The following is a 22969-nucleotide window of genomic DNA, read 5'->3' as shown; positions in this document are numbered from 1 at the left end:
GTCAATTTAATGTGTGGCACGCTAATTGCTCTGTCAATAATACAGCTAAATAGATAGTCATAATTTTGACTCCTGAGGTAGTAGATGAGAATAGATGGTTTACAAGGCGAAATGCAGGCAATGATGGTTGAAGCTGCTAGCGCGCGTCCTGCTGCAACGGGGCAAGCGGTCGGTGCAGATTTTGGCAACATGCTGACGCAGGCCATTAATAACGTGAACTCATTACAAAAGACCTCAGGTGATCTTCAAGCTCGTTTTGATAGTGGTGACCAAAGCGTGTCTCTATCGGACGTGATGATTGCTCGTAATAAATCTAGTGTGGCTTTTGAGGCGACGATCCAAATTAGAAATAGATTGGTCGAATCGTACAAAGAGCTGATGAATATGCCGGTATAAGTTGGGTAATTAAATAGTGGCAGATAATAGTCAAACAACAGATTTAACCGTAAGCGACAGCAATGACCATGCACTCATTGCAGGTTCTGAGCTTGACGGAGAAGGGCAAAATCCCGATCTAGGTGAACGCAGTTCCTCTAAGTTCGATATGGCCGTCGGTGATCTCGATTTACTTCGTCAGGTCGTCTTAGTCCTATCTATTTCTATCTGTGTAGCGCTGATTGTGATGCTGTTTTTCTGGGTGAAAGAGCCAGAAATGCGTCCATTAGGGGCTTATGAAACAGAAGAGTTGATTCCCGTACTTGATTACTTGGATCTACAAAAGATCGAATACACTCTTGAAGGTAACACTATCTCGGTACCGGCTAGTGAGTACAACTCATTAAAGCTTAATATGGTACGAGCGGGTTTGAATCAAGAGCGAAACGCAGGTGATGACATTCTCATGCAAGACATGGGTTTTGGTGTATCACAACGTGTCGAGCAAGAGCGCCTTAAATTAAGTCGTGAAAGACAGCTTGCGAAAGCCATTGAGCAGATGAAACAGGTACGTAAAGCTCAGGTTTTATTGGCCTTGCCAAAGCAGAGTGTCTTTGTTCGTCACAATCAAGAAGCCTCAGCTTCCGTATTCCTGACTCTGAAAACGGGTACTAACCTCAAGCAGCAAGAAGTTGATTCTGTTGTCGACATGGTAGCAAGTGCCGTTCCGGGAATGAAAACCTCACGTATCACTGTGACCGACCAGCATGGCCGACTGTTGAACTCAGGTTCTCAAGACCCGATGTCAGCTGCGCGTCGTAAAGAACATGAGTTAGAGCGTAATCAAGAGCAAGCACTGCGTGAAAAAATTGACTCTATCCTAATTCCTATTCTTGGGTTTGGTAACTATACCGCTCAGGTTGATATTCAACTCGATTTTAGTGCTGTGGAGCAAACAAGAAAACGGTTTGACCCGAATACGCCAGCGACTCGAAGTGAATACACGTTAGAAGATTATAACAACGGCAACACTGTGGCTGGTATTCCTGGCGCTTTGAGTAACCAGCCCCCTGCAGATGCTTCAATTCCCCAAGATGTCGCTCAGATGAAAGACGGTTCGATGACGGGGCAAGGCTCGGTTCACAAAGAGGCGACCCGAAACTTTGAGCTAGACACAACCATCAGCCATGAACGTAAACAGAGTGGCACGGTTAACCGACAGACGGTATCGGTAGCGATCAAAGACCGTCAATCACTGAACCCTGATACGGGCGAAGTGGTTCATACGCCAATCCCTGCCAGCGAAATTAATGCGATTCGTCAGGTACTGATTGGTACTGTCGGCTTTGATGAAAATCGTGGCGATTTACTCAATGTGTTAAGCATGCAGTTCGCACCACAAGTGACGGATGTTGTCGCTGATGTGCCAATTTGGGAGCATCCAAACTTCAATGATTGGGTACGTTGGTTTGCGAGCGCGTTGGTTATTATCGTCGTGGTATTGGTACTTGTTCGCCCTGCAATGAAGAAACTGCTTAACCCAGCAGCTGACGATGATGATCAAATGTACGGCCCTGATGGTATGCCAATTGGCGCCGACGGCGAAACCAGCTTAATTGGTGGTGATATTGAAGGTGGCGAGCTGTTTGAATTTGGTTCAAGCATCGACTTACCTAACCTTCATAAAGACGAAGACGTGCTGAAAGCAGTACGTGCACTTGTAGCGAATGAACCAGAGCTAGCAGCTCAAGTAGTTAAGAATTGGATGGTAGATGGCTAACGAAATAGTTCCACAACAAACGGAAGGCGGTGAAGTGCTTGATGTCTCTAGCGTGGATATCGATTCTATCTCAGGCGACGAACGCGCTGCGATCTTGTTGCTAAGTTTAAATGAAGAAGATGCTGCTGGTATTATTCGTCACCTAGAGCCAAAACAGGTTCAGCGTGTGGGTAGTGCAATGGCGCGAGCGACTGATCTCTCCCAAGAAAAAGTGGGAGCGGTTCACCGTGCTTTCTTAGATGATATTCAGAAGTACACCAACATTGGTATGGGCAGTGAAGACTTCATGCGTAATGCACTGGTTGCTGCCTTGGGTGAAGACAAGGCGAATAACCTTGTTGACCAAATCCTTCTTGGTACTGGCTCGAAAGGTTTGGACTCACTTAAGTGGATGGATCCTCGTCAGGTGGCGAGTATCATCATCAACGAGCACCCTCAGATTCAAACCATTGTATTGTCGTATCTCGATTCTGATCAGTCGGCTGAGATTCTGTCTCAATTCCCAGAAAGAGTTCGTCTGGATCTGATGATGCGTATCGCTAACCTTGAAGAAGTTCAACCTTCGGCTCTTGCTGAATTGAACGAAATCATGGAGAAACAGTTTGCGGGTCAAGCGGGTGCTCAAGCTGCCAAAATTGGTGGCCTGAAAGCCGCGGCTGAGATCATGAACTACATGGACAATAATGTGGAAGGTGTCTTGATGGATCAAATCCGTGATCAAGACGAAGATATGGCAACGCAGATTCAAGATCTTATGTTTGTCTTTGAAAACCTTATTGAAGTTGATGACCAAGGTGTTCAGCGACTGCTGCGTGATGTTCCACAAGACGTTCTACAAAAAGCGCTTAAAGGTGCTGATGACGGTCTACGTGAGAAGATCTTCAAGAACATGTCTAAACGTGCTGCCGATATGATGAGAGACGACATTGAGGCGATGCCGCCAGTAAAAGTCTCCGACGTGGAAGCGGCTCAAAAAGAGATATTGGGTATTGCGAGGAAGATGGCAGACAGTGGCGAGATTATGCTGTCTGGTGGCGCCGACGAGTTCCTTTAATACAGAAACCTCAAGAGCCCCACACTGTTGGGGCTTTTCTTTATCCAATCTCGAACCCAAGATTAACTCCGTTCAACGGCTTGAATTTACAATGCAGCTGGACGCATTCATAGATAGGTACTGATATGTCAGGTGATAGAAAACGCGGCTTCCTTCGCCCTGAAGAAGATAATACGGTTGCCCAACCTCAGAAATGGGGGTTGCCTGACTACACCTCTGATGTGAATAAACAAGCCAAAGAAACGGCCTTTAATTACGATCCTAGTTGGATGCCGACGGTTGAAGAAGCCATTGAAGACGAAGAGCTTGTTCTGACTGAAGAGCAAATCGAACTGATTAAGCAAGGTGCTTATCAGGAAGGGCTTCATCAAGGCCAAGAAGCTGGCTTTAAACAGGGTTACGATAAAGGTAAAGAAGAAGGGTTTGCTGCAGGCCACGAAGAAGGCAACCAAGCCGGCAAGCTTGAAGGCGTGACTGCTGGTCAAGAGTACATTCAGCAGCAAGTTGCCATCTTTATGGGGCTAGCCAACCAGTTTGCTCAACCGTTAGATCTGATGAACGCTCAGGTAGAGAAGCAATTGGTGGACATGGTATTGACCATGGTCAAAGAAGTGGTTCATGTTGAAGTGCAAACCAACCCACAAATCATATTAGATACCGTCAAAGAGTCGGTCGAGTCGTTGCCGATCTCAGGTCATGCGATCACATTGAAGCTTAATCCCGAAGACGTCGCGATTATTCGTTCTGCGTATGGCGAAACTGAATTGGATTGCCGCAATTGGACGTTAGTTGCAGAGCCCGCACTCAACCGTGGGGACGTACAAATCGAAGCGGGTGAGTCGAGCGTTAACTACCGCATGGAAGACCGTGTGAAAAACGTCATTCAAAACTTCTGTGGCGCAAACCGTCATCAGGGTCATGAGTAATGCTTGAATTAGCAAATCGTCTTAGCCAATACAAAGTCGAAGGGCTAAAATCGCGACCAATAGCCTCTGGTAAGTTAGTACGCGTTGTTGGCTTAACGCTTGAAGCGACCGGTTGTAAAGCACCCATCGGCAGCCTGTGTTTAGTAGAAACCATGTCTGGTCAGATGGAGGCCGAAGTCGTCGGTTTCTCTGGCGATAACTTATTTTTGATGCCGAGTGAACAAATCACTGGGATATTACCTGGCGCTCGTGTGACCCCCGTGACCACTGAAAGCGGTATCCCTGTCGGAATGGAATTGCTTGGCCGAGTGATCGACGGGGTGGGTAATCCACTTGATGGGCTAGGTCCAATCTATACCGAACAACGCGCTTCATTTAACGCTGAGCCAATCAACCCTTTAGCTCGAAAACCTATATCTGAACCGCTCGATGTTGGCTTGAAGGCCATAAACGGCTTGCTGACGGTAGGTAAAGGTCAGCGTATTGGTCTGTTTGCTGGTTCCGGTGTCGGTAAGTCAGTCACGCTAGGGATGATGACTCGAGGCACAACCGCGCAAGTGGTGGTGGTAGGTCTAATTGGTGAGCGTGGACGAGAAGTTAAAGAATTTATTGAAGAGATTCTTGGCGAAGATGGACGAAAACGATCTGTGGTGGTCGCTGCTCCTGCGGATTCATCGCCACTGATGCGATTGAAAGGTTGTCAAACTGCACTGGCTGTAGCTGAGTACTTCCGCGACCAAGGTTTAGATGTTCTTTTATTAATGGATTCATTGACCCGTTTTGCTCAGGCTCAGCGTGAAATTGCTCTGTCTGTGGGTGAGCCGCCAGCAACCAAAGGTTATCCGCCATCAGTATTCGCCAAGCTTCCTGCGCTGGTGGAACGTGCGGGTAACGGCAACGATGAACAAGGTTCTATCACGGCTTTCTTTACCGTTTTAACTGAAGGTGATGACTTACAAGACCCGATTGCCGATGCGTCACGAGCGATTCTTGATGGTCACATTGTTTTATCGCGTGAGATGGCCGATGCCGGACATTATCCTGCGATTGATGTTGAGAAATCCGTCAGTCGTGTTATGCCGCAAATCACCACCGAAGAACATGTATTGATGTCGAAAGCGGTGCGCCAAGTACTGTCTATCTGTCGTAAAAACCAAGATTTGGTATCGATTGGCGCTTACAAACCGGGGACTGATCCTGCCATTGATAGTGCCTTCACCTTGAAACCGAGGTTGGATGAGTACCTACAGCAAAAAATGAAAGAAACGGTTCCCTATGACATGTGTGTCAACATGTTGAAACATGTATTGGGTGGCTAACGAATGAATAAGGTTAGTCATGGATAACGCATTAGAATTTTTGCTCGATCAAGCCAAGGACCAAGAGAACCAAGCCGTATTGGCGCTCAGCAAAGCGAATTCAGAGCTTCAAGGTTACTATGAGCAGGTCGCTCAGATTGAAAAGTACCGACTTGATTACTGTCAGCAACTTATTGACCGCGGAAAAGCTGGACTCACAGCGAGTCAGTATGGTCACTTGAACCGTTTCTTAACTCAACTAGATGAAACATTATCTAAACAGAGAGAAGCGGAGCACCATTTTAAAAACCAAGTCGACAACTGCCAAAACTACTGGATGGAGCTACGTAAAAAGCGTAAATCCTACGAGTGGTTGATGGAGAAAAAACAGAAAGAGAAGGCAAAGCTGCAAGATCAAAGAGAACAAAAGCAAATGGATGAGTTCTCGACCCTGATGTATGGCCGAAAGAAGATGTGATCCTAAGCCCTGAATGACGAAGGTGTTGCCGTTCAGATTGTGAGAACAGAACTAATAGGCATGTTTCTTGCTGCGTTTTATATAAAATTGCGCGTTATGCCCAGCAAAGGCATGAAAAGCACCCGACTTTCTTTTTGTTGTCCGATTTATGGCAGCAAAGCTAGTAGATAGAGCTTGTATATATGAATGTTAGCCTTTCCTCAAATTCAGCGACCAACAAAACGTCATCGTTGTTGGATACCGGTTCTGCCTCTTCGAAGGTAGAAGAGACCGGCGACTCTAAAGGTTTCTTAGAGTCTTTTAAAGAAGCGCTAGGCTTTGAAGAAAGTGACAGCAAAGCGGCAGTAAAAGACACTGATGACGCCTCAAAATTAGACGAAAAACAGACCTCTGCGGAAGACGAAGTATCAGCTGAAAAGACTAAAGGTGATTCAACTGAGTCTAAGATCGCTGATGAGGCTAGCGAAGCTCAAACCAAGCAGGCTAAAGTAGCGACGGATGTTGAAAATACGGCTACTAGCAACGCAACTACTGAACAGACGTCTGAACTAAATTCACCGTCGAGCGATAAAGCCTCGTCGAAACCGTCTGATGACGATGCCTTGGCTGCGGCTCAGCCCAAAGGTGACCAGTCCCAGAAAGCTCTGGTCAATAGTGATTCTGATTCACAATCCGCAGAGCTGAATGCTCAGGGGGCATCTCAAGCTAGTGCTGCGATGAGTGAAGGCAATAAATTGCTTGGTCAGTTGGACGAGGCAAACAAAACACTGAATCAGCCTGACAACGGCAAAGGCTTGCCTCAGCAAGTGAAGGTTGATGAAGCACAGGGCAAGATTGTAGGTGCAACTGCTGTGGGCGTTCTTGCGACCGACACGGTGGGTAAATCGGTACAACAAACCAATACAGCAAACCAAGAAAACAGTCTTGAGGTCGATTCTGAAATTGCCGCACTTACCGGAGGTAAGGGTGTTTCACAGCTGACTGATGCTGAAATTCGACAGTTGATGGATAAAGGCGTCACCCCAGAACAAATTGAAGCGAGTATGAGCCGAGAGTTGCGCCAAAAGAACGCGGCTAGTGTGGTTGCTGCCGATCAGAGTCAAGCACTCTCAGCAGCGGATATGGAATTTGCAAAACAGGTTGATACCCATACCAAAGCGTTAAACCAATTGAATAGACAAATCGAATCAGAACAGTTTGTTGTTGATGGTCTGGTTCAAAAGCAACAAAGTGGCACTAAGTTGACGGTCGATGAGCAAGCTGCGTTGGCTCAAGCAACCTCTAACTTAGAAGTCTTGAATCAACAACTAACCAATGTTCAACAGCAAGCAACGGCTTTACTAAGCCAAGCTCCGAACGTGAACAGCACTCCCGGTGAACCCGCCGCTATTGATTGGGACAATACTGATTCAAATGAAGCCAAAGCCTTAGCCGCGGTGGCATCAACAGCGGCAGTAGCGACGGCTGCACAACAAGTATCAGCGCAGGTCGCTTCTCAATCAGCAATTAATGCTATTACGGATAAGGCGGCAATGCTGCACGCCAATAATGCGCATGCGGCTCAACAGACAGCGGCTCAGCAATTACAACAAGGGAATGCAGCTCCAATGCAGCAGCAAGCGGCCTTAGATCCTAGCTTAACGGCACAAAGCCTAGCGATGAATGCAACGCCAGCGGCCACAAAAGCAGGCTCGACTGATGCGCTTCTTAAAGCGGGCGCTGGTGCCGCTGCATTGTCTGGTTTGGGTAAAGCGGGTGCTAAAGAAGATTCTAAAGACTCGACCTTTGCCCAGCAGATCGCTTCTGCGGCTGGCGCACAAGGTACAGCAACGGTTGGTTCAGCACCTACGCGAGCTGAAATTCAAGCAGCTCAACAAGCGCCTTTACAGCTCACCAAAGAGCTAGCCAATGAACAGGTCGCGGAAAAAGTCCAAATGATGATGTCTAAGAACCTCAAGAACTTGGACATCCGTCTCGACCCACCAGAATTGGGTCAGATGAAAATTCGCATGACCATGAATAATGACGTGGCAAATGTGCACTTTACGGTTAGTAATCAACAGGCAAGAGAGGTGATTGAACAAACCTTACCTCGCTTGAGGGAGATGCTTGCTCAACAAGGGCTACAGTTAGCCGATTCGTCAGTTCAACAACAGAACTCCGGTCAGGGGCAAGATAGATACAACAATGGTGAGCAACAATCCGGCGCTAACCGCACAAATGATGGCCAAGGTGATGAAAACCTTGATAGTGGCAGCAATCTTGAATTGAATGTCGCATCAAAGCGTGATGGAATTAGTTATTATGCCTAATATCAGGCTAAGAACGCTTGGTTAATAGAAAGAACCATCAGTTAATAGAAAGTACTGTTAGTTAATAGAAAGAACCGTCAGTTAATCGAAAGAACAGGAAGTTAGAGTAAAGTATGGCAGAAGAACAAGATGCACCTAAAGGGAAGAGCAAGCTCCTTATCATCATTATTGCCGTAGTCGTGTTACTGCTTGGTGTAGGTGGTGCGCTGCTCTTTTTCTTAGGCTCTGATGATAGCGCCTCTGAATCTCCGTCTCAGCCAGCCACTGCTGTGGTCGCTGCAGAGCCCGTTATGTATGTTAATATCCCTCAGCCTTTTTTGTTTAATGTGACAGGTGATAAAAAAGATCGCCTAGTTCAAATAAAAGCACAGATGATGGTTCGGGGCAGTAAGAATGAAGACCTGGCTCGTTACCACTCTCCACTCGTGGAAAGTACGCTACTGGCCACGTTCGCCTCGGCAACGGTCGATCAATTGCGTTCACCCACTGGGCGAGTTGAACTGCGTAACAAGGCAACGGAAGATATCAAAGCAAGCCTGACTCAAGCTGTTGGCCAGCCTGTTATTGAAAAAGTGCTATTCACTGATTTTGTGATTCAGTAGGTAATTTGTGACCGATTTATTAAGCCAAGACGAAATTGACGCGCTATTACATGGCGTAGATGATGTTGAAGAAGTTGAAGATAGCGTAGAAGCTGATAACGACAGTGCGGTTAATTTCGACTTCTCTTCACAAGATCGAATTGTTCGTGGTCGAATGCCGACCCTTGAACTTATTAACGAGCGCTTTGCACGTCATTTGCGTATCAGTTTGTTTAACATGTTGCGTAAAACGGCTGAAGTGTCGATCAATGGCGTACAAATGATGAAGTTTGGTGAGTACCAAAACACATTGTATGTACCCACCAGTTTAAACATGGTTCGTTTCCGCCCGTTGAAAGGCACGGCGCTGATCACTATGGAAGCACGCCTTGTATTTATTCTTGTAGAAAACTTTTTCGGTGGGGACGGCCGTTTCCACGCCAAGATTGAAGGCCGTGAATTCACGCCAACAGAAAGACGAATTATTCAGTTACTGCTGAAAATTGTTTTTGAAGATTACAAAGAAGCTTGGTCTCCAGTAATGGGGGTTGAGTTTGAATACTTGGATTCTGAAGTGAACCCAAGTATGGCGAACATTGTGAGCCCAACAGAAGTGATTGTTGTGAGTTCATTCCACATTGAAGTGGATGGCGGTGGCGGTGACTTCCACGTCGTGATGCCTTATTCCATGGTTGAGCCGATTCGTGAATTGTTGGACGCTGGTGTTCAATCAGACAAAATGGAAACTGACGTTCGTTGGAGTTCGGCATTGCGTGATGAAATCATGGATGTACCCGTTAACTTTCGTGTGAACTTGTTAGAGCAAGATATTTCTCTACGTGATTTGATGGAGCTGCGCCCAGGAGATGTCATTCCCATGAACATGCCTGAACACGCGACGATGTTTGTTGAAGAACTACCAACGTATCGTGTGAAAATGGGGCGTGCGGGTGAAAAACTCGCGGTACAGATTTCGGAAAAAATTCGAAGACCAAGTGTGGTCAAAACTGATCTCGCTTTTCTAGGCAAAGACCTAATGTCTGAGCTCGAAAACAGCGATGATGACGAATAGCAAAATAGATAAAAGTATAGGAATTGGTAATGGAACCTAGTGAAGATCAAAAGCTAGCAGACGAATGGGCTGCAGCACTTGGTGAAGACCCTTTAGCACCATCAATTGATGTTGATGATGTGCTTGCGGCGCCACTTGATGAGCTAACTGATTCATCGTCTCCGATTTCTGAAGATGAGCGTCGTAAACTGGATACCATCATGGATATCCCAGTGACTATCTCGATGGAAGTTGGCCGTTCTCAGATCAGTATCCGTAACTTACTTCAATTGAACCAAGGTTCGGTTGTAGAGCTCGATAGAATTGCTGGTGAGTCACTAGACGTGATGGTTAACGGTACTCTGATTGCTCACGGAGAAGTGGTTGTGGTGAACGACAAATTTGGTATTCGTTTGACTGATGTAATTAGCCAAACAGAACGAATTAAGAAGCTACGTTAATGCGATTTTCGCCAAAAAGATTGGTGGGCTCGTCTCGCGGGATAACTGGTTTGTTTCGCGGAGTGACGGGTTTGTTTCGTGGAATGACCTGCTTGTTTCGCGGAATGACTGGCTTGTTTCGTGAAATCACAAGCTTGTCCCGTGGAACATTGGGAATAGGGCTGTTGTCTACGCCTTCTATTGCTTTTGCCGCGCCTCCTTCTCTAGATTTAGCGACCACTTTTGGGTCGCTAATTTTCGTTATCGCCTTCATCTTATTTATTGCTTGGTTACTCAAGCGAATGCAAGTGCCTGCGATGTCGAATCAACAAGGTTTGGCGATTGTTAGGCAAATTCCTGTTGGTACTAAAGAACGCATTGCGATTGTGCAAGCAGGTGATGAACAGTTCTTAGTCGGCATTACCACACAGTCGATTCAGCTGATCTCTAAGCTCGATAAACCTCTTACTCAGGAGATGCTGGAAAAAAGTACATTTTCAAGTCAGCTTTCCCAGCTAATTAAAAAAGATGCAAACAAGTAACGGACTTTTTACCCCATCTTACCTTTGCCAAATCGGATCTTTTCGAGTGGTAAAAGCGTTGTTGGTTCAGCTCATTCTCCTCTGTTCTTTCGTGTTCAGTGTGTCGGTATTTGCACAGGCTGAAGATGGCACCGTCATTCCAGTGAATACAGCAGGCTCAGAGTCGGTTACCATCAGCACGATGGAACAAGACCAAGCTAAATCGCAAACCATGACCACTGGTAGTTTAACGGGTAATGGTGGTGGCATTCCTGCCTTTACCATGACCACCAACGCCAATGGCGGTGAAGACTACTCGATCAATTTACAGATATTGGCCCTAATGACCATGCTTGGCTTCTTGCCGGCAATGGTAATTTTGATGACGTCGTTCACCCGTATTGTGGTGGTGATGTCTATTTTGCGTCAGGCGATGGGTCTCCAACAAACGCCTTCAAACCAAGTGATTATTGGTATCGCGATATTTTTGACCTTTTTCATCATGTCACCAGTGATCAATCAAGTGAATGAGCAAGCGGTTCAGCCTTATCTCAATGAACAAATATCGGCACGACAGGCATTTGATGTTGCCCAAGGCCCGATCAAGTCTTTCATGCTCAAACAAACCCGAATCAAAGATCTAGAAACCTTTGTTGAGATCTCGGGTGCGGAAGTGACTAACCCTGAAGATGTTTCCATGGCGGTTCTGATTCCAGCGTTTATCACGTCGGAGTTGAAAACGGCTTTCCAAATCGGCTTTATGCTGTTCTTACCTTTCTTAATCATCGACTTGGTGGTCGCCTCGGTATTGATGGCTATGGGTATGATGATGTTGTCACCGATGATTGTATCGTTACCATTTAAGTTGATGCTGTTCGTCCTTGTTGATGGTTGGAACTTGATACTCTCCACTCTCGCCGGCAGTTTTGCCTTGTAGCTGGGGGAATAATGAATCCTGAAATATTCGTAGAGTTGTTCCGAGATGCACTTTGGATGGTACTGATAATGGTATGTGCCATTATTATTCCTAGCCTATTGATTGGTTTAGTCGTAGCGGTTTTCCAAGCTGCGACGTCTATCAACGAACAAACATTGAGTTTCCTACCGCGTTTGATCGTGACGTTATTGGCGTTGATGATGTTTGCTCACTGGATGACTCAGATGATGATGGAGTTTTTTTTCGAACTCATCGAACGCTTGCCGCAAGTTCTGTATTAAACCAATATGGAATACCCAACGAGCCTTGTACTAGAGTGGTTAGCCAATTATTTTTGGCCATACACTCGCATCTCAGCCATGCTGATGGTGATGACGGTAACAGGGGCACGCTTTGTGTCGCCGCGTATCCGTCTGTATTTAGGTTTGGCGATCACCTTTGCTGTGATGCCCGCAATCCCAGCTGTTCCTAAAGAGATCGAGCTGCTGTCCTTCCAAGGATTCTTGACGGTATTTGAACAAATCGTGATTGGTGTCGCCATGGGGTTTGTTACTCAGTTTTTGATTCAAACTTTTGTTATGCTCGGTCAGATTTTAGGTATGCAATCGAGTTTGGGTTTTGCCTCTATGGTCGATCCTGCGAACGGTCAAAATACGCCAGTACTTGGCCAACTGTTCATGCTGTTGGCGACCATGTTTTTCCTGGCGACCGATGGTCACTTGAAAATGTTGCAACTGGTGGTGTTTAGTTTTAAAACCTTGCCGATTGGCAGTGGGTCTTTAACCGCCGTCGATTTCAGAGAGCTGGCATTGTGGCTTGGCATCATGTTCAAAACAGCATTAGCGATGTCGTTATCGGGTATTATTGCGCTGCTGACGATTAACCTTTCATTTGGTGTAATGACACGTGCGGCACCTCAGCTAAACATATTTTCTTTGGGTTTTGCATTTGCGCTACTCGTGGGTCTGTTACTTTGTTGGTACATCCTTGGCGGATTGTTTAGCCACTATGAGCTATTTTGGATACAAGGCGAGCAACAGATATGTCGTCTAATCCGGTTAGATTGCTAGGAGACTGAAATGGCAGAGTCAGACGGTCAAGAACGCACAGAAGACGCCACGCCCAAACGCTTGCAACAGGCCAAAGAGAAAGGGCAGGTTGCAAGGTCAAAAGAGCTGGCGTCAGCATCGGTATTGATAGTCGGTGCGATTTCTTTAATGTGGTTTGGCGAATCGATGGCGAAGGCTTTGTTCGAGGCCATGCAACGCCTGTTTTCACTCAGTCGTGACGAGATTTTTGATACTAACAAGCTACTGGAAATAGCGGGTGGCGCATTAGTAAACTTGTTGTTTCCACTGTTCTTGATTCTCATCACTTTGTTCGTTGCTGCTGTGATTGGCGCTGCGGGTGTTGGTGGGGTCAATTTCTCAATGCAAGCGGCTATGCCAAAAGCATCTAAGCTCAACCCTTTGAGTGGTATCAAGCGTATGTTTGGCTTACAAAGCTGGGTTGAACTGCTGAAATCTATCTTGAAAGTGGCTTTGGTATCGGGCATGGCCATTTACCTGATTCAAGCTTCTCAACATGACTTGATGCAGTTGAGTATGGATGTGTATCCACAGAATATATTCCATGCCTTAGATATTTTGCTCAACTTTATCCTATTGATCAGTTGTTCTCTACTCATCGTGGTCGCCATTGATATCCCATTCCAGATCTGGCAACACGCTGATCAGCTGAAGATGACCAAGCAAGAAGTCAAAGACGAATTCAAAGACACTGAGGGTAAGCCCGAAGTGAAAGGTCGTATTCGTATGCTGCAACGAGAAGCCGCTCAACGTCGAATGATGGCTGACGTTCCTCAAGCGGATGTGATTGTGACCAACCCTGAGCACTTTTCAGTGGCGCTGCGCTATAAGCAGAATCAAGATAAGGCACCAATTGTGGTTGCTAAAGGTGTCGATCACATGGCGATGAAGATCCGTGAAATCGCACGAGAAAATGACATCTATATTATTCCAGCACCGCCATTGGCTAGGGCGCTTTATCACACCACAGAGCTCGAACAACAAATTCCTGACGGTCTGTTTGCGGCAGTTGCACAAGTGCTTGCATATGTTTTCCAACTTAAGCAATACCGAAAAAAAGGTGGAGAGAGGCCAAAACTGCAAGATTCTAATATGCCGATCCCACCTGATTTACGACATTAGATCAATTGCTTGAGCTCAGCTTGATGAACCCTGATAATAGCAACTTAGCTACACCTCTTGTTTCCGAGGTGATGGCGATAATTTGACGTGAGATGTTGGTACAGTGTTTGCTATATCAATTCCGAACATATTAGCCCATAGCAACATAGCTTAGACCTAGGCCTCAATCTGCTTAGTGAGATAGCTACAACATAGCGAAACTGCCTAGATTTATGAAATTCACCCTGCCTTTTGCGGACAAGCTACCTAAAATTCCTAACCGTGCCATGCCTGCGATTGGCGCGCCTGTTATGGTGCTTGCAACGCTTGCTATGGTGGTGTTGCCCATTCCAGCTTTCTTGTTGGATATGTTCTTCACCTTCAACATTGCACTGTCTATGGTTGTGCTATTGGTTTCGGTTTATACCCGTCGGCCTTTAGACTTCGCTGCATTCCCAACCGTACTCCTGATTGCGACTCTGCTCCGCTTGGCCTTGAACGTTGCTTCGACACGTGTGGTATTGCTCCATGGCCATGAGGGTGGTGATGCTGCCGGTAACGTTATTGAAGCCTTTGGTAACGTGGTTATCGGTGGTAACTATGCGGTTGGTTTGGTGGTGTTCTTGATCCTGATGATCATCAACTTCATGGTTGTCACCAAAGGTGCGGGTCGTATCTCGGAAGTAAGTGCACGTTTTACCCTTGATGCTTTACCGGGTAAGCAGATGGCAATCGATGCCGACTTAAATGCAGGTTTGATCGACCAAGATCAGGCTCGTACTCGACGTTTTGAAGTGACCAAAGAAGCCGATTTCTACGGTTCAATGGACGGTGCATCTAAGTTTGTTAAAGGTGATGCGATCGCCGGTATCTTGATCTTGTTCATCAATATTATTGGTGGCTTGAGTATTGGTATGGTTCAGTTTGACCTTGGTTTTGGTGAAGCAATCGAAATCTACACGCTACTGACTATCGGTGATGGTCTGGTTGCTCAAATTCCATCGTTATTACTTTCTATCGCTGCTGCGATGATGGTAACGCGTCAAAATACTGATGAAGATATGGGGCAACAGCTCTTCTTCCAACTGTTCGACAATCCTAAATCCTTGATGATCACCGCCGCTATCCTTGGCATCATGGGTATTGTGCCGGGTATGCCTCATTTCTCGTTCTTGAGCCTTGCTGTCGTTGCAGGTGCAGGTGCCTATTACATTGATAAAAAGAACAAGAAAAAAGCTGAACAACCCAACCTTCCAGCTACGGTTGAAGCGAGTGGGGAGACGGGTTCTCAGAAAGAACTTTCGTGGGATGATGTTCAGCCTGTTGATATTATTGGCTTAGAAGTTGGCTACCGCTTGATTCCTCTAGTTGACAGAGACCAAGGTGGCGAATTGCTTGAACGCGTTAAAGGAGTGCGTAAGAAGCTGTCTCAAGATTTTGGTTTCTTGATCCCAGCAGTACACATCCGCGATAACCTAGAATTGACGCCAAACAGTTACCGACTCACCTTAATGGGGGTTGCGGTTGGTGAGGCTGAGATTAAGCCGGATATGGAATTAGCCATTAACCCAGGCCAAGTGTATGGAATGATCGATGGTGAGCCGACGATTGACCCTGCCTTTGGTCTAGAAGCTGTGTGGATTCGTGAAGAGCAGCGTGAACATGCGCAAGCCTTAGGTTACACGGTTGTTGATTCATCAACCGTGTTGGCCACTCACCTCAGTCAACAGCTAACGAATAACGCATCACAACTGATTGGTCACGAAGAAGTACAAAACTTACTTGAGATGCTTAGCCGTTCAACGCCTAAGCTGGTGGAAGGCTTTGTACCGGACCAGTTACAGCTTGGCGTCGTTGTGAAAGTGCTACAGAACCTATTGAATGAAGCCATTCCAATTCGTGATATTCGAACAATAGTCCAAACTTTGTCGGAGTACTCAAGTAAGAGTCAAGAACCTGACATACTTACGGCGGCTGTTCGTATCTCTTTGAAACGACTAATTGTTCAAGAAATCAATGGTATAGAGCCAGAGTTGCCCGTGATAACCTTGATCCCAGAGCTGGAACAAATCTTGCATCAAACCATGCAGGCATCCGGCGGAGAATCTGCTGGTATTGAACCTGGTTTAGCCGAACGTTTACAGACCTCACTCAGCCATGCCACACAAGAGCAAGAGCTGAAAGGTGAGCCAGCAGTGCTACTGACCTCTGGTGTATTGCGTTCAACTCTGGCTAAGTTCGTGAAGAACACGATCCCAAGCTTGAGAGTGTTATCTTACCAAGAGATACCGGACGAAAAGCAGATACGTATAGTACAAGCTGTTGGTAATTAAGCCGCCTAATTAGAACGGACGATCGAATTGAAAATTAAACGATTTTTTGCAAAAGATATGCGAACCGCACTGCTCCAAGTTAAAGAAGAACTTGGCTCAGAAGCGGTGATCATGTCTAACAAAAAGGTCGCAGGTGGCGTGGAAATTGTTGCCGCTATTGATGGCGAATCTAGCCCGTCGACAGCGAGCCAGAGATTAAATAAACCTCAGCAGCCTGCGCAAAGCCAATATACGCAAATGGCCGCGCCCGCAGCACCGGCAGGGCGTCGTCAATTAGACGATGACAAGGTTAGCTTACAGACGAATGCTGAAGGTGGACGCTCAATGACCAAACGCTTTGCGAATATGCTAAAGCAATACAGTCATGGTGCCGATGATGAGCCACAACACCGTGCTGAAAACGAAGACTCGTTGTCAGCATTGCTAAATCGCCAATCCAGCACGGGTCATAAGCCGCATAGTAATCATCAGCCACATAGTAATCGTCAGTCTCTCGGCAACCAGCCGTCTCTTGGCAACCAACAGTCTTCTGGTAACCAGCAATCTCACGGGAGCCTGGATTCAGCATTTGCTCGTGAAACAGGCTTATCTAAATTGATTGCCGAAGACCGCAGAGTAGAGCGTCCAGCACCTCGTTTGGATCCTACCCGTTATGATCGTGGTCGTGAGAACCCTCAGTCGAAAGGTTCAGATGCTGAAATGGAGACGATGCGTGAAGAGATGACCTCGATTCGTCGTCTATTAGAGCATCAAGTATCAGGACTAATGTGGCAAGAGGTTGAACGTCGTGAACCGCTCAGAGCAATGCTTATCAAACGCCTTGAGCGTATGGGTGTATCTGCCGAGCTTGCCGATCAAATGGCCTGTTACATTCCTGAAGATACCAAGCCGGCACGTGCATGGAAGGCCTTGTTAGCACTGGTTGCTGACCAGATCTCTGTCACGCAAAAAGATATTTTAAAACGCGGTGGTATTGTGGCCTTGTTGGGCCCGACTGGCGTAGGTAAAACAACGACGGTTGCTAAGCTAGCTGCACGCGCAGCCATGGAATATGGCGCCGACAACGTCGCACTAGTGACAACGGATACATATCGTATAGGTGCACATGAGCAGTTATCGATTTATGGTCGAATTATGGGTTGTCCTGTAAGAGTTGCTAAAGATTCTAGTGAATTGGCCGATGTAATATATCAGTTACGTAATCGTCGCCTGATTCTGGTCGATACTGCAGGCATGGGACAACGAGATGTTCGCCTATCCGAGCAGTTAGACACATTGATGCAAGAGAGTGGTTCCGTTATCAATAGTTACCTTGTGTTGCCTGCAACCGCACAGCGCAAAGTACTACAAGAAACCATTGAACACTTTAGAAGAATCCCGTTGTCGGGATGTATCCTGACTAAGCTGGATGAATCCCTTAGCTTGGGTGAGTTCATCAGTGTGGTAATACAAAATGCATTACCAGTTGCTTACATAGCAAATGGTCAACGAGTTCCTGAAGATATCGTCATAGCTCAGCCAAAGTATATGATTGCTAAGGCCAATGAGTTATTAGAAAAATCTACAGAGAATGAACCTCATTACTGGAATAGCGATTCTGAAGGGCTCTAGGCGGCGGATAAATATGAATGAGAATATGATACACGATCAAGCTAGCGGCCTCCGTCGCTTAACCAAGCCTTCACTCACAAAAGTTATCGCTGTAACCGGTGGTAAGGGAGGCGTCGGTAAATCGAATGTGACGTTAGGTATGGCCATTTGTATGGCTCGCCAAGGCAAGAAAGTCATGGTACTGGACGCCGACTTAGGGCTGGCTAACGTAGACATCATGCTGGGCATTCGTTCTAAACGAAACCTGGGTCATGTGTTGGCTGGCGAATGTGAACTTAAGGATGCGATTGTCGAAGGGCCGCACGGAATTAGAATTATTCCAGCGACATCTGGTACGCAAAGCATGACTGAACTTTCACACGCTCAACACGCTGGGTTGATTCGTGCATTTGGTTCGCTTGAAGATGAGATGGATATCTTGTTGGTTGATACCGCTGCGGGTATTTCAGACATGGTAATTAGCTTTTCAAGAGCGGCGCAAGATGTGGTTGTTGTGGTCTGTGATGAGCCTACCTCAATCACTGATGCATATGCACTGATTAAACTTTTGAGCCGAGAGCACCAAGTTCAGCGATTCAAAATTGTTGCAAATATGGTCAGAAGCTACCGCGAAGGCCGAGAATTATTTGCAAAGTTGACTTTGGTCACAGAGCGCTTCTTGAATGTGAGCCTCGAACTCGTAGCATGTATTCCTTTAGATGATAAAGTACGTCAATCAGTCAAGAGACAGAAAATCGTAGTAGATGCGTACCCTCGCTCTCCAGCTGCATTGGCAATCAGCTCTTTGGCTAATAAAGCATTGACCTGGCCAATACCAAAAACGCCAAGTGGACACTTGGAGTTCTTTGTTGAAAGGCTGCTGAATCGTACTGAATTTATAGAGGAACCATTTGGTGAATAAAGCGCTTACTTACGATCAACATGCTAATCACAATAGCCAACAGGCTTTTTTTGAGAAGTATTCTGTGTTGGTTAAACGTATCGCTCATCACTTGTTGGGGCGATTACCGCCTAATGTCTTGGTTGATGACTTAATTCAAGCTGGCATGATTGGCTTGATTGAAGCGCAACAAAACTATGATGGTACCAAAGGCGCAAGCTTTGAGACGTATGCAGGTATTCGGATTCGCGGAGCTATGTTGGATGACATTCGCCGTGGTGACTGGGTGCCGAGATCGGTTCATAAAAACAATCGAGAAATCAGCAGTGCAATCGCGGAATTAGAGGGTACCCTCAATCGCGACCCAAGTGATGCCGAAGTGGCAAAGCACATGGGGCTGAGTTTAGACCAGTACCACAACGCTTTAACTGATATTAATTGCTCAAGACTTGTCGGAATCGAAGATTTAGGCGTCTCAGATGATGTAATATCTCCGAATGAAGACTCTCAAGATAACACGCCTTTTCAAGGGGTTGCTGATGAGTCATTTCGTCAAGCTTTGATCGATTCGATAAAACAACTTCCGGAAAGGGAAGGCCTCGTGCTTTCGCTTTATTACGACGAAGAACTCAATTTAAAAGAGATTGGGGAAGTACTAGGTGTCAGCGAATCTCGTGTCAGCCAAATACTGAGCCAATCTATGCAGCGTTTACGCACTAAGTTAAGTGCTTGGACACAGAACGACTAACAACACTGATTCTATTCAGTGGAGGCTAATTTGAACAAAAACATGAAAATTCTCATTGTTGATGATTTTTCAACGATGCGCCGAATTGTTAAAAACCTACTTCGCGATTTAGGTTTCAACAACACTCAAGAAGCAGACGATGGCTTAACCGCGTTACCTATGCTGAAAAAAGGCGAATTTGATTTCGTGGTAACTGACTGGAATATGCCAGGCATGCAAGGTATTGACCTGCTTAAACACATTCGCGCAGATGCAGAACTTAAGCATCTTCCAGTGCTTATGATCACTGCGGAAGCGAAGCGTGAGCAGATCATCGAAGCAGCGCAAGCGGGTGTTAATGGTTACATTGTGAAGCCTTTCACTGCTGCAACGCTGAAAGAGAAACTTGATAAGATTTTTGATCGCTTATAAGCATCAATAAGTTTTAGGCACTTCTAGGCAAACACTGACCGATAAGATCTCTGTTTATCTCGATAGCCTAAGCGCACAAAGTATGCGGAGTAAGGCCGAACTCAGGATGATTTCATTAGAACAAGCAAAAAAATTAGTAGAGCTGCTTGAGAACGATAAGCAGCAAGATGCTGATTCTCTTGTTAGAAGCATTTATGAAGACAATTTTAGTCTTCAAGACAATCCAATGCTTCAAGAAATAGGAAGTTTGACTCGCGACCTCCATGACTCTTTGACTCAATTCAATTTCGATGAGCGCATCAGCGTTATCGCAAATGATGAAATCCCTGACGCAAGGGATCGCCTTCAGTATGTCATTGATAAAACGGAAGTTGCGGCAAATAAGACGATGGACGCTGTCGATCGTTGTATGCCAATTGCAGACAACCTACACGAGTGTTTACTTCAAGTAAGGCCTCAATGGAATGAACTGATGCATGGCCGCATTGAGCTGGCACAATTTAAAGCTTTATGTCACCGCATTGATGGATTGCTTGTCCAAGTAGAAGGCGATAGTACTGAACTACGTGGACAATTGACTGAAATCTTGATGGCTCAGGATTTCCAAGATTTAACTGGGCAGATAATTAGCAAAGTTATTACCTTGGTGAATGAGGTTGAAGGACGTTTGGTCGAGATTCTCACCGTATTCGGTGCGAATCAAACAGAGCCAACTCCAGAGTCAGAGAAGAAAGCATCTATTGCGCCTGAAGGTCCAATTCTGAACCCAGAAGAGCGTGAAGATGCTGTTGCATCTCAAGATGAAGTCGACGATTTGTTATCCAGTCTTGGATTTTAAAGGTAACGTATGAGCTACGATTTAGACGAAGATATTCTTCAGGACTTTTTAGTCGAAGCAGGAGAGATCCTTGAACTCCTATCAGAACAACTGGTAGAGCTTGAGAATAACCCTGACGACAAAGACCTATTAAATGCTATTTTCCGTGGTTTCCATACAGTAAAAGGTGGTGCTGGTTTCCTAGCATTGACTGAGCTGGTGGATACTTGTCATGGTGCTGAGAATGTGTTCGACATTCTACGAAACGGCCAGCGCAGCGTAACATCAGGTTTGATGGATACCATGCTGCAGGCTCTAGATACAGTTAATGTACAGTTTCAAGCCGTGCAAGATCAGGAACCTTTAGTGCCAGCTGATCAAGCTTTATTGGATGAACTTCACCGCCTCTGTAAACCACAGTCGACCGATGAAGCTGCTCCAGTAGAAGCCCCAGCACCAGTAATCGCTGAACCCGTTTTTGAAGCGCCTGCTGAACCGATCGTCGAAAGCGCAAGCATTAGTGCATCTTCAGTGGATGATATCTCTGAAGATGAGTTTGAGCGTCTGCTTGATGAGCTTCATGGTAAAGGTGGTTCACCAACAGCATCTTCTGTACCAACACCGCCGCCAGCTCCTGTTGCTCCTCAGCCTGTTGCTCCTCAGCCAGTTGCTGAGAGTGGTGATATTACGGATGACGAATTCGAAAAGTTATTAGATGAACTGCATGGCGCGGGCAAGAGCCCGACTGCAGTAGGTTCACCGCCTCCTCCTCCGCCAGCACCTTCTTCCGCACCCGTTTCGGCGATGTCTGAAGGTGATGACTTGATGAGCGACGAAGAGTTTGAGAAGCTACTAGACCAGTTACATGGTTCAGGTAATGGACCAACTATTGAAGAGCTAGATGCAGCAACTAAACCTGCTGCAGCGAAGCCTATTGCTCCAGTGCCGGCTCCACAAGCAGCACCTAAGCCATCTGCACCGGTCGCTGTTAAAGAAGCACCAGCGAAAGCTGAAGTTAAAGCGCCAGCGAAGAAACAACAAGCCGACGCTACAGTTCGTGTCGACACGTCAACACTGGATACCATCATGAATATGGTGGGTGAGCTGGTGTTGGTTCGTAATCGACTTGTAAGCCTTGGCTTAAACAGTAACGATGAAGAGATGGCAAAAGCTGTCTCGAATTTAGATGTTGTTACCGCAGACCTCCAAGGTGCGGTAATGAAGACTCGTATGCAGCCGATCAAGAAAGTTTTTGGTCGTTTCCCACGAGTTGTCCGCGACCTTGCTCGTAGTTTGAAGAAAGACATTGTTCTTGAAATGCGCGGGGAAGAAACGGATCTTGATAAGAATTTAGTTGAAGCACTTGCCGATCCACTGATTCACTTAGTGAGAAACTCTGTGGATCACGGTATTGAAATGCCTGAAGCCCGTATTGCAGCTGGCAAATCACAAACGGGTAAAGTGATTCTATCTGCCTCGCAAGAAGGTGACCATATTGAACTGGCTATCGTTGATGACGGTGGCGGTATGGACCCTGATAAGCTTCGTACTATTGCGGTTAAACGCGGTCTGATGGACGAAGATGCAGCGTCTCGCTTATCAAACAAAGAGTGTTTCAATCTTATTTTTGCCCCTGGCTTTTCAAGCAAGGAGCAGATCTCGGATATCTCTGGTCGTGGTGTAGGTATGGACGTTGTGAAAACAGCGATCAACACACTGAATGGCTCGATTGATATTGATTCAGAGATGGGACAAGGCACCAAGATCACGATCAAGGTTCCATTGACGCTGGCGATTCTACCAACCTTGATGGTCGGTGTTGCCGGACATCCATTTGCATTGCCCCTGGCTTCTGTAAACGAGATCTTCCACCTAGATTTAAGCCGCACAAACGTGGTAGATGGACAGCTGACGATTATCGTTCGCGATAAGTCTATTCCGTTGTTCTACTTGCAAAACTGGCTGGCACCTAAAGCGGGTATTGTGGAATCGCGTAAAGGACACGGCCATGTTGTTATCGTACAACTTGGTAGCCAACGTGTTGGTTTTGTTGTTGATACGCTTATTGGCCAAGAAGAAGTTGTTATCAAACCACTTGATAAACTACTACAGGGCACGCCAGGAATGGCAGGCGCGACAATTACAAGTGATGGACACATTGCATTGATTCTAGATGTGCCGGACTTGTTGAAGCAGTACGCAGCTGCGTCAAGAATTTAATTTAAGG

General features: G+C 46.2%; 22 protein-coding genes. All 22 read left to right on the top strand.

Going from position 1 to position 22969, the window contains the following annotated elements; all coding sequences use genetic code 11:
* Positions 1-84: 84 nt before the first annotated feature.
* The 22 genes from fliE to L3V36_RS12395 all read left to right on the top strand — a co-directional run bounded on the left by fliE (position 85) and on the right by L3V36_RS12395 (position 22962).
* Complete coding sequence (fliE, locus tag L3V36_RS12500) at positions 85-396, top strand: flagellar hook-basal body complex protein FliE (RefSeq protein ID WP_004736198.1); 312 nt, start codon at positions 85-87, stop codon at positions 394-396.
* A gap of 16 nt (positions 397-412) precedes the next feature.
* Positions 413-2155, top strand: a complete 1743-nt coding sequence (gene fliF, locus L3V36_RS12495) for a flagellar basal-body MS-ring/collar protein FliF (protein ID WP_017091069.1) — start codon at positions 413-415, stop codon at positions 2153-2155.
* Entirely contained in the window at positions 2148-3209 is a 1062-nt protein-coding gene (fliG, locus tag L3V36_RS12490) for a flagellar motor switch protein FliG (protein WP_004736200.1), read from the top strand. Before fliF ends, fliG begins: the two co-directional genes overlap by 8 nt.
* A gap of 125 nt (positions 3210-3334) precedes the next feature.
* Positions 3335-4135, top strand: a complete 801-nt coding sequence (fliH, locus tag L3V36_RS12485; protein WP_017095934.1) for a flagellar assembly protein FliH — start codon at positions 3335-3337, stop codon at positions 4133-4135.
* A complete protein-coding gene (fliI, locus tag L3V36_RS12480; protein ID WP_010439337.1) occupies positions 4135-5454 on the top strand; it encodes a flagellar protein export ATPase FliI in 1320 nt (439 codons plus the stop codon). Before fliH ends, fliI begins: the two co-directional genes overlap by 1 nt.
* Positions 5455-5473: 19 nt before the next feature.
* A complete protein-coding gene (gene fliJ, locus L3V36_RS12475; RefSeq protein ID WP_004736204.1) occupies positions 5474-5911 on the top strand; it encodes a flagellar export protein FliJ in 438 nt (145 codons plus the stop codon).
* A 182-nt stretch (positions 5912-6093) separates the two neighbouring features.
* Entirely contained in the window at positions 6094-8223 is a 2130-nt protein-coding gene (locus L3V36_RS12470; RefSeq protein WP_017095933.1) for a flagellar hook-length control protein FliK, read from the top strand.
* A 113-nt stretch (positions 8224-8336) separates the two neighbouring features.
* Positions 8337-8825, top strand: a complete 489-nt coding sequence (fliL, locus tag L3V36_RS12465; RefSeq protein WP_017087926.1) for a flagellar basal body-associated protein FliL — start codon at positions 8337-8339, stop codon at positions 8823-8825.
* A gap of 7 nt (positions 8826-8832) precedes the next feature.
* Complete coding sequence (gene fliM, locus L3V36_RS12460) at positions 8833-9876, top strand: flagellar motor switch protein FliM (RefSeq protein WP_017087925.1); 1044 nt, start codon at positions 8833-8835, stop codon at positions 9874-9876.
* Between the two features lie 29 nt (positions 9877-9905).
* Entirely contained in the window at positions 9906-10316 is a 411-nt protein-coding gene (gene fliN / locus L3V36_RS12455; protein ID WP_004736208.1) for a flagellar motor switch protein FliN, read from the top strand.
* Between the two features lie 83 nt (positions 10317-10399).
* On the top strand, positions 10400-10837 hold the full coding sequence (fliO, locus tag L3V36_RS12450; protein WP_108092089.1) for a flagellar biosynthetic protein FliO: 438 nt from the start codon (positions 10400-10402) through the stop codon (positions 10835-10837).
* Entirely contained in the window at positions 10824-11753 is a 930-nt protein-coding gene (fliP, locus tag L3V36_RS12445; protein WP_208775075.1) for a flagellar type III secretion system pore protein FliP, read from the top strand. Before fliO ends, fliP begins: the two co-directional genes overlap by 14 nt.
* A gap of 11 nt (positions 11754-11764) precedes the next feature.
* Complete coding sequence (gene fliQ, locus L3V36_RS12440) at positions 11765-12034, top strand: flagellar biosynthesis protein FliQ (RefSeq protein WP_004736211.1); 270 nt, start codon at positions 11765-11767, stop codon at positions 12032-12034.
* A 6-nt stretch (positions 12035-12040) separates the two neighbouring features.
* On the top strand, positions 12041-12823 hold the full coding sequence (gene fliR / locus L3V36_RS12435; RefSeq protein WP_004736212.1) for a flagellar biosynthetic protein FliR: 783 nt from the start codon (positions 12041-12043) through the stop codon (positions 12821-12823).
* Positions 12824-12832: 9 nt separating this feature from the next.
* The gene (flhB, locus tag L3V36_RS12430; protein WP_004736213.1) at positions 12833-13963 is read left to right on the top strand and encodes a flagellar biosynthesis protein FlhB; all 1131 of its coding nucleotides are present in this window, start codon (positions 12833-12835) and stop codon (positions 13961-13963) included.
* Positions 13964-14175: 212 nt separating this feature from the next.
* Positions 14176-16275, top strand: a complete 2100-nt coding sequence (flhA, locus tag L3V36_RS12425) for a flagellar biosynthesis protein FlhA (RefSeq protein ID WP_004736214.1) — start codon at positions 14176-14178, stop codon at positions 16273-16275.
* A 27-nt stretch (positions 16276-16302) separates the two neighbouring features.
* Entirely contained in the window at positions 16303-17886 is a 1584-nt protein-coding gene (gene flhF / locus L3V36_RS12420; RefSeq protein ID WP_017095930.1) for a flagellar biosynthesis protein FlhF, read from the top strand.
* Positions 17887-17899: 13 nt separating this feature from the next.
* The gene (locus L3V36_RS12415) at positions 17900-18787 is read left to right on the top strand and encodes a MinD/ParA family protein (RefSeq protein WP_004736216.1); all 888 of its coding nucleotides are present in this window, start codon (positions 17900-17902) and stop codon (positions 18785-18787) included.
* Positions 18780-19514, top strand: a complete 735-nt coding sequence (locus L3V36_RS12410; protein WP_017076812.1) for an RNA polymerase sigma factor FliA — start codon at positions 18780-18782, stop codon at positions 19512-19514. The genes L3V36_RS12415 and L3V36_RS12410 overlap by 8 nt, the downstream gene beginning before the upstream one ends.
* Positions 19515-19556: 42 nt before the next feature.
* Positions 19557-19925: a chemotaxis response regulator CheY gene (gene cheY, locus L3V36_RS12405; protein WP_016767062.1), complete on the top strand. Its 369-nt coding sequence runs from the start codon at positions 19557-19559 to the stop codon at positions 19923-19925.
* 106 nt (positions 19926-20031) lie between these two features.
* On the top strand, positions 20032-20763 hold the full coding sequence (locus L3V36_RS12400; RefSeq protein ID WP_004736219.1) for a protein phosphatase CheZ: 732 nt from the start codon (positions 20032-20034) through the stop codon (positions 20761-20763).
* 9 nt (positions 20764-20772) lie between these two features.
* Entirely contained in the window at positions 20773-22962 is a 2190-nt protein-coding gene (locus L3V36_RS12395) for a chemotaxis protein CheA (protein WP_208775073.1), read from the top strand.
* The last annotated feature ends 7 nt before the right edge of the window (positions 22963-22969 follow it).

It is taken from the genome of Vibrio sp. G-C-1 (assembly GCF_021728015.1).
GTDB lineage: Bacteria > Pseudomonadota > Gammaproteobacteria > Enterobacterales > Vibrionaceae > Vibrio > Vibrio splendidus.
This window is presented reverse-complemented; position numbering and strand designations above follow the sequence as displayed.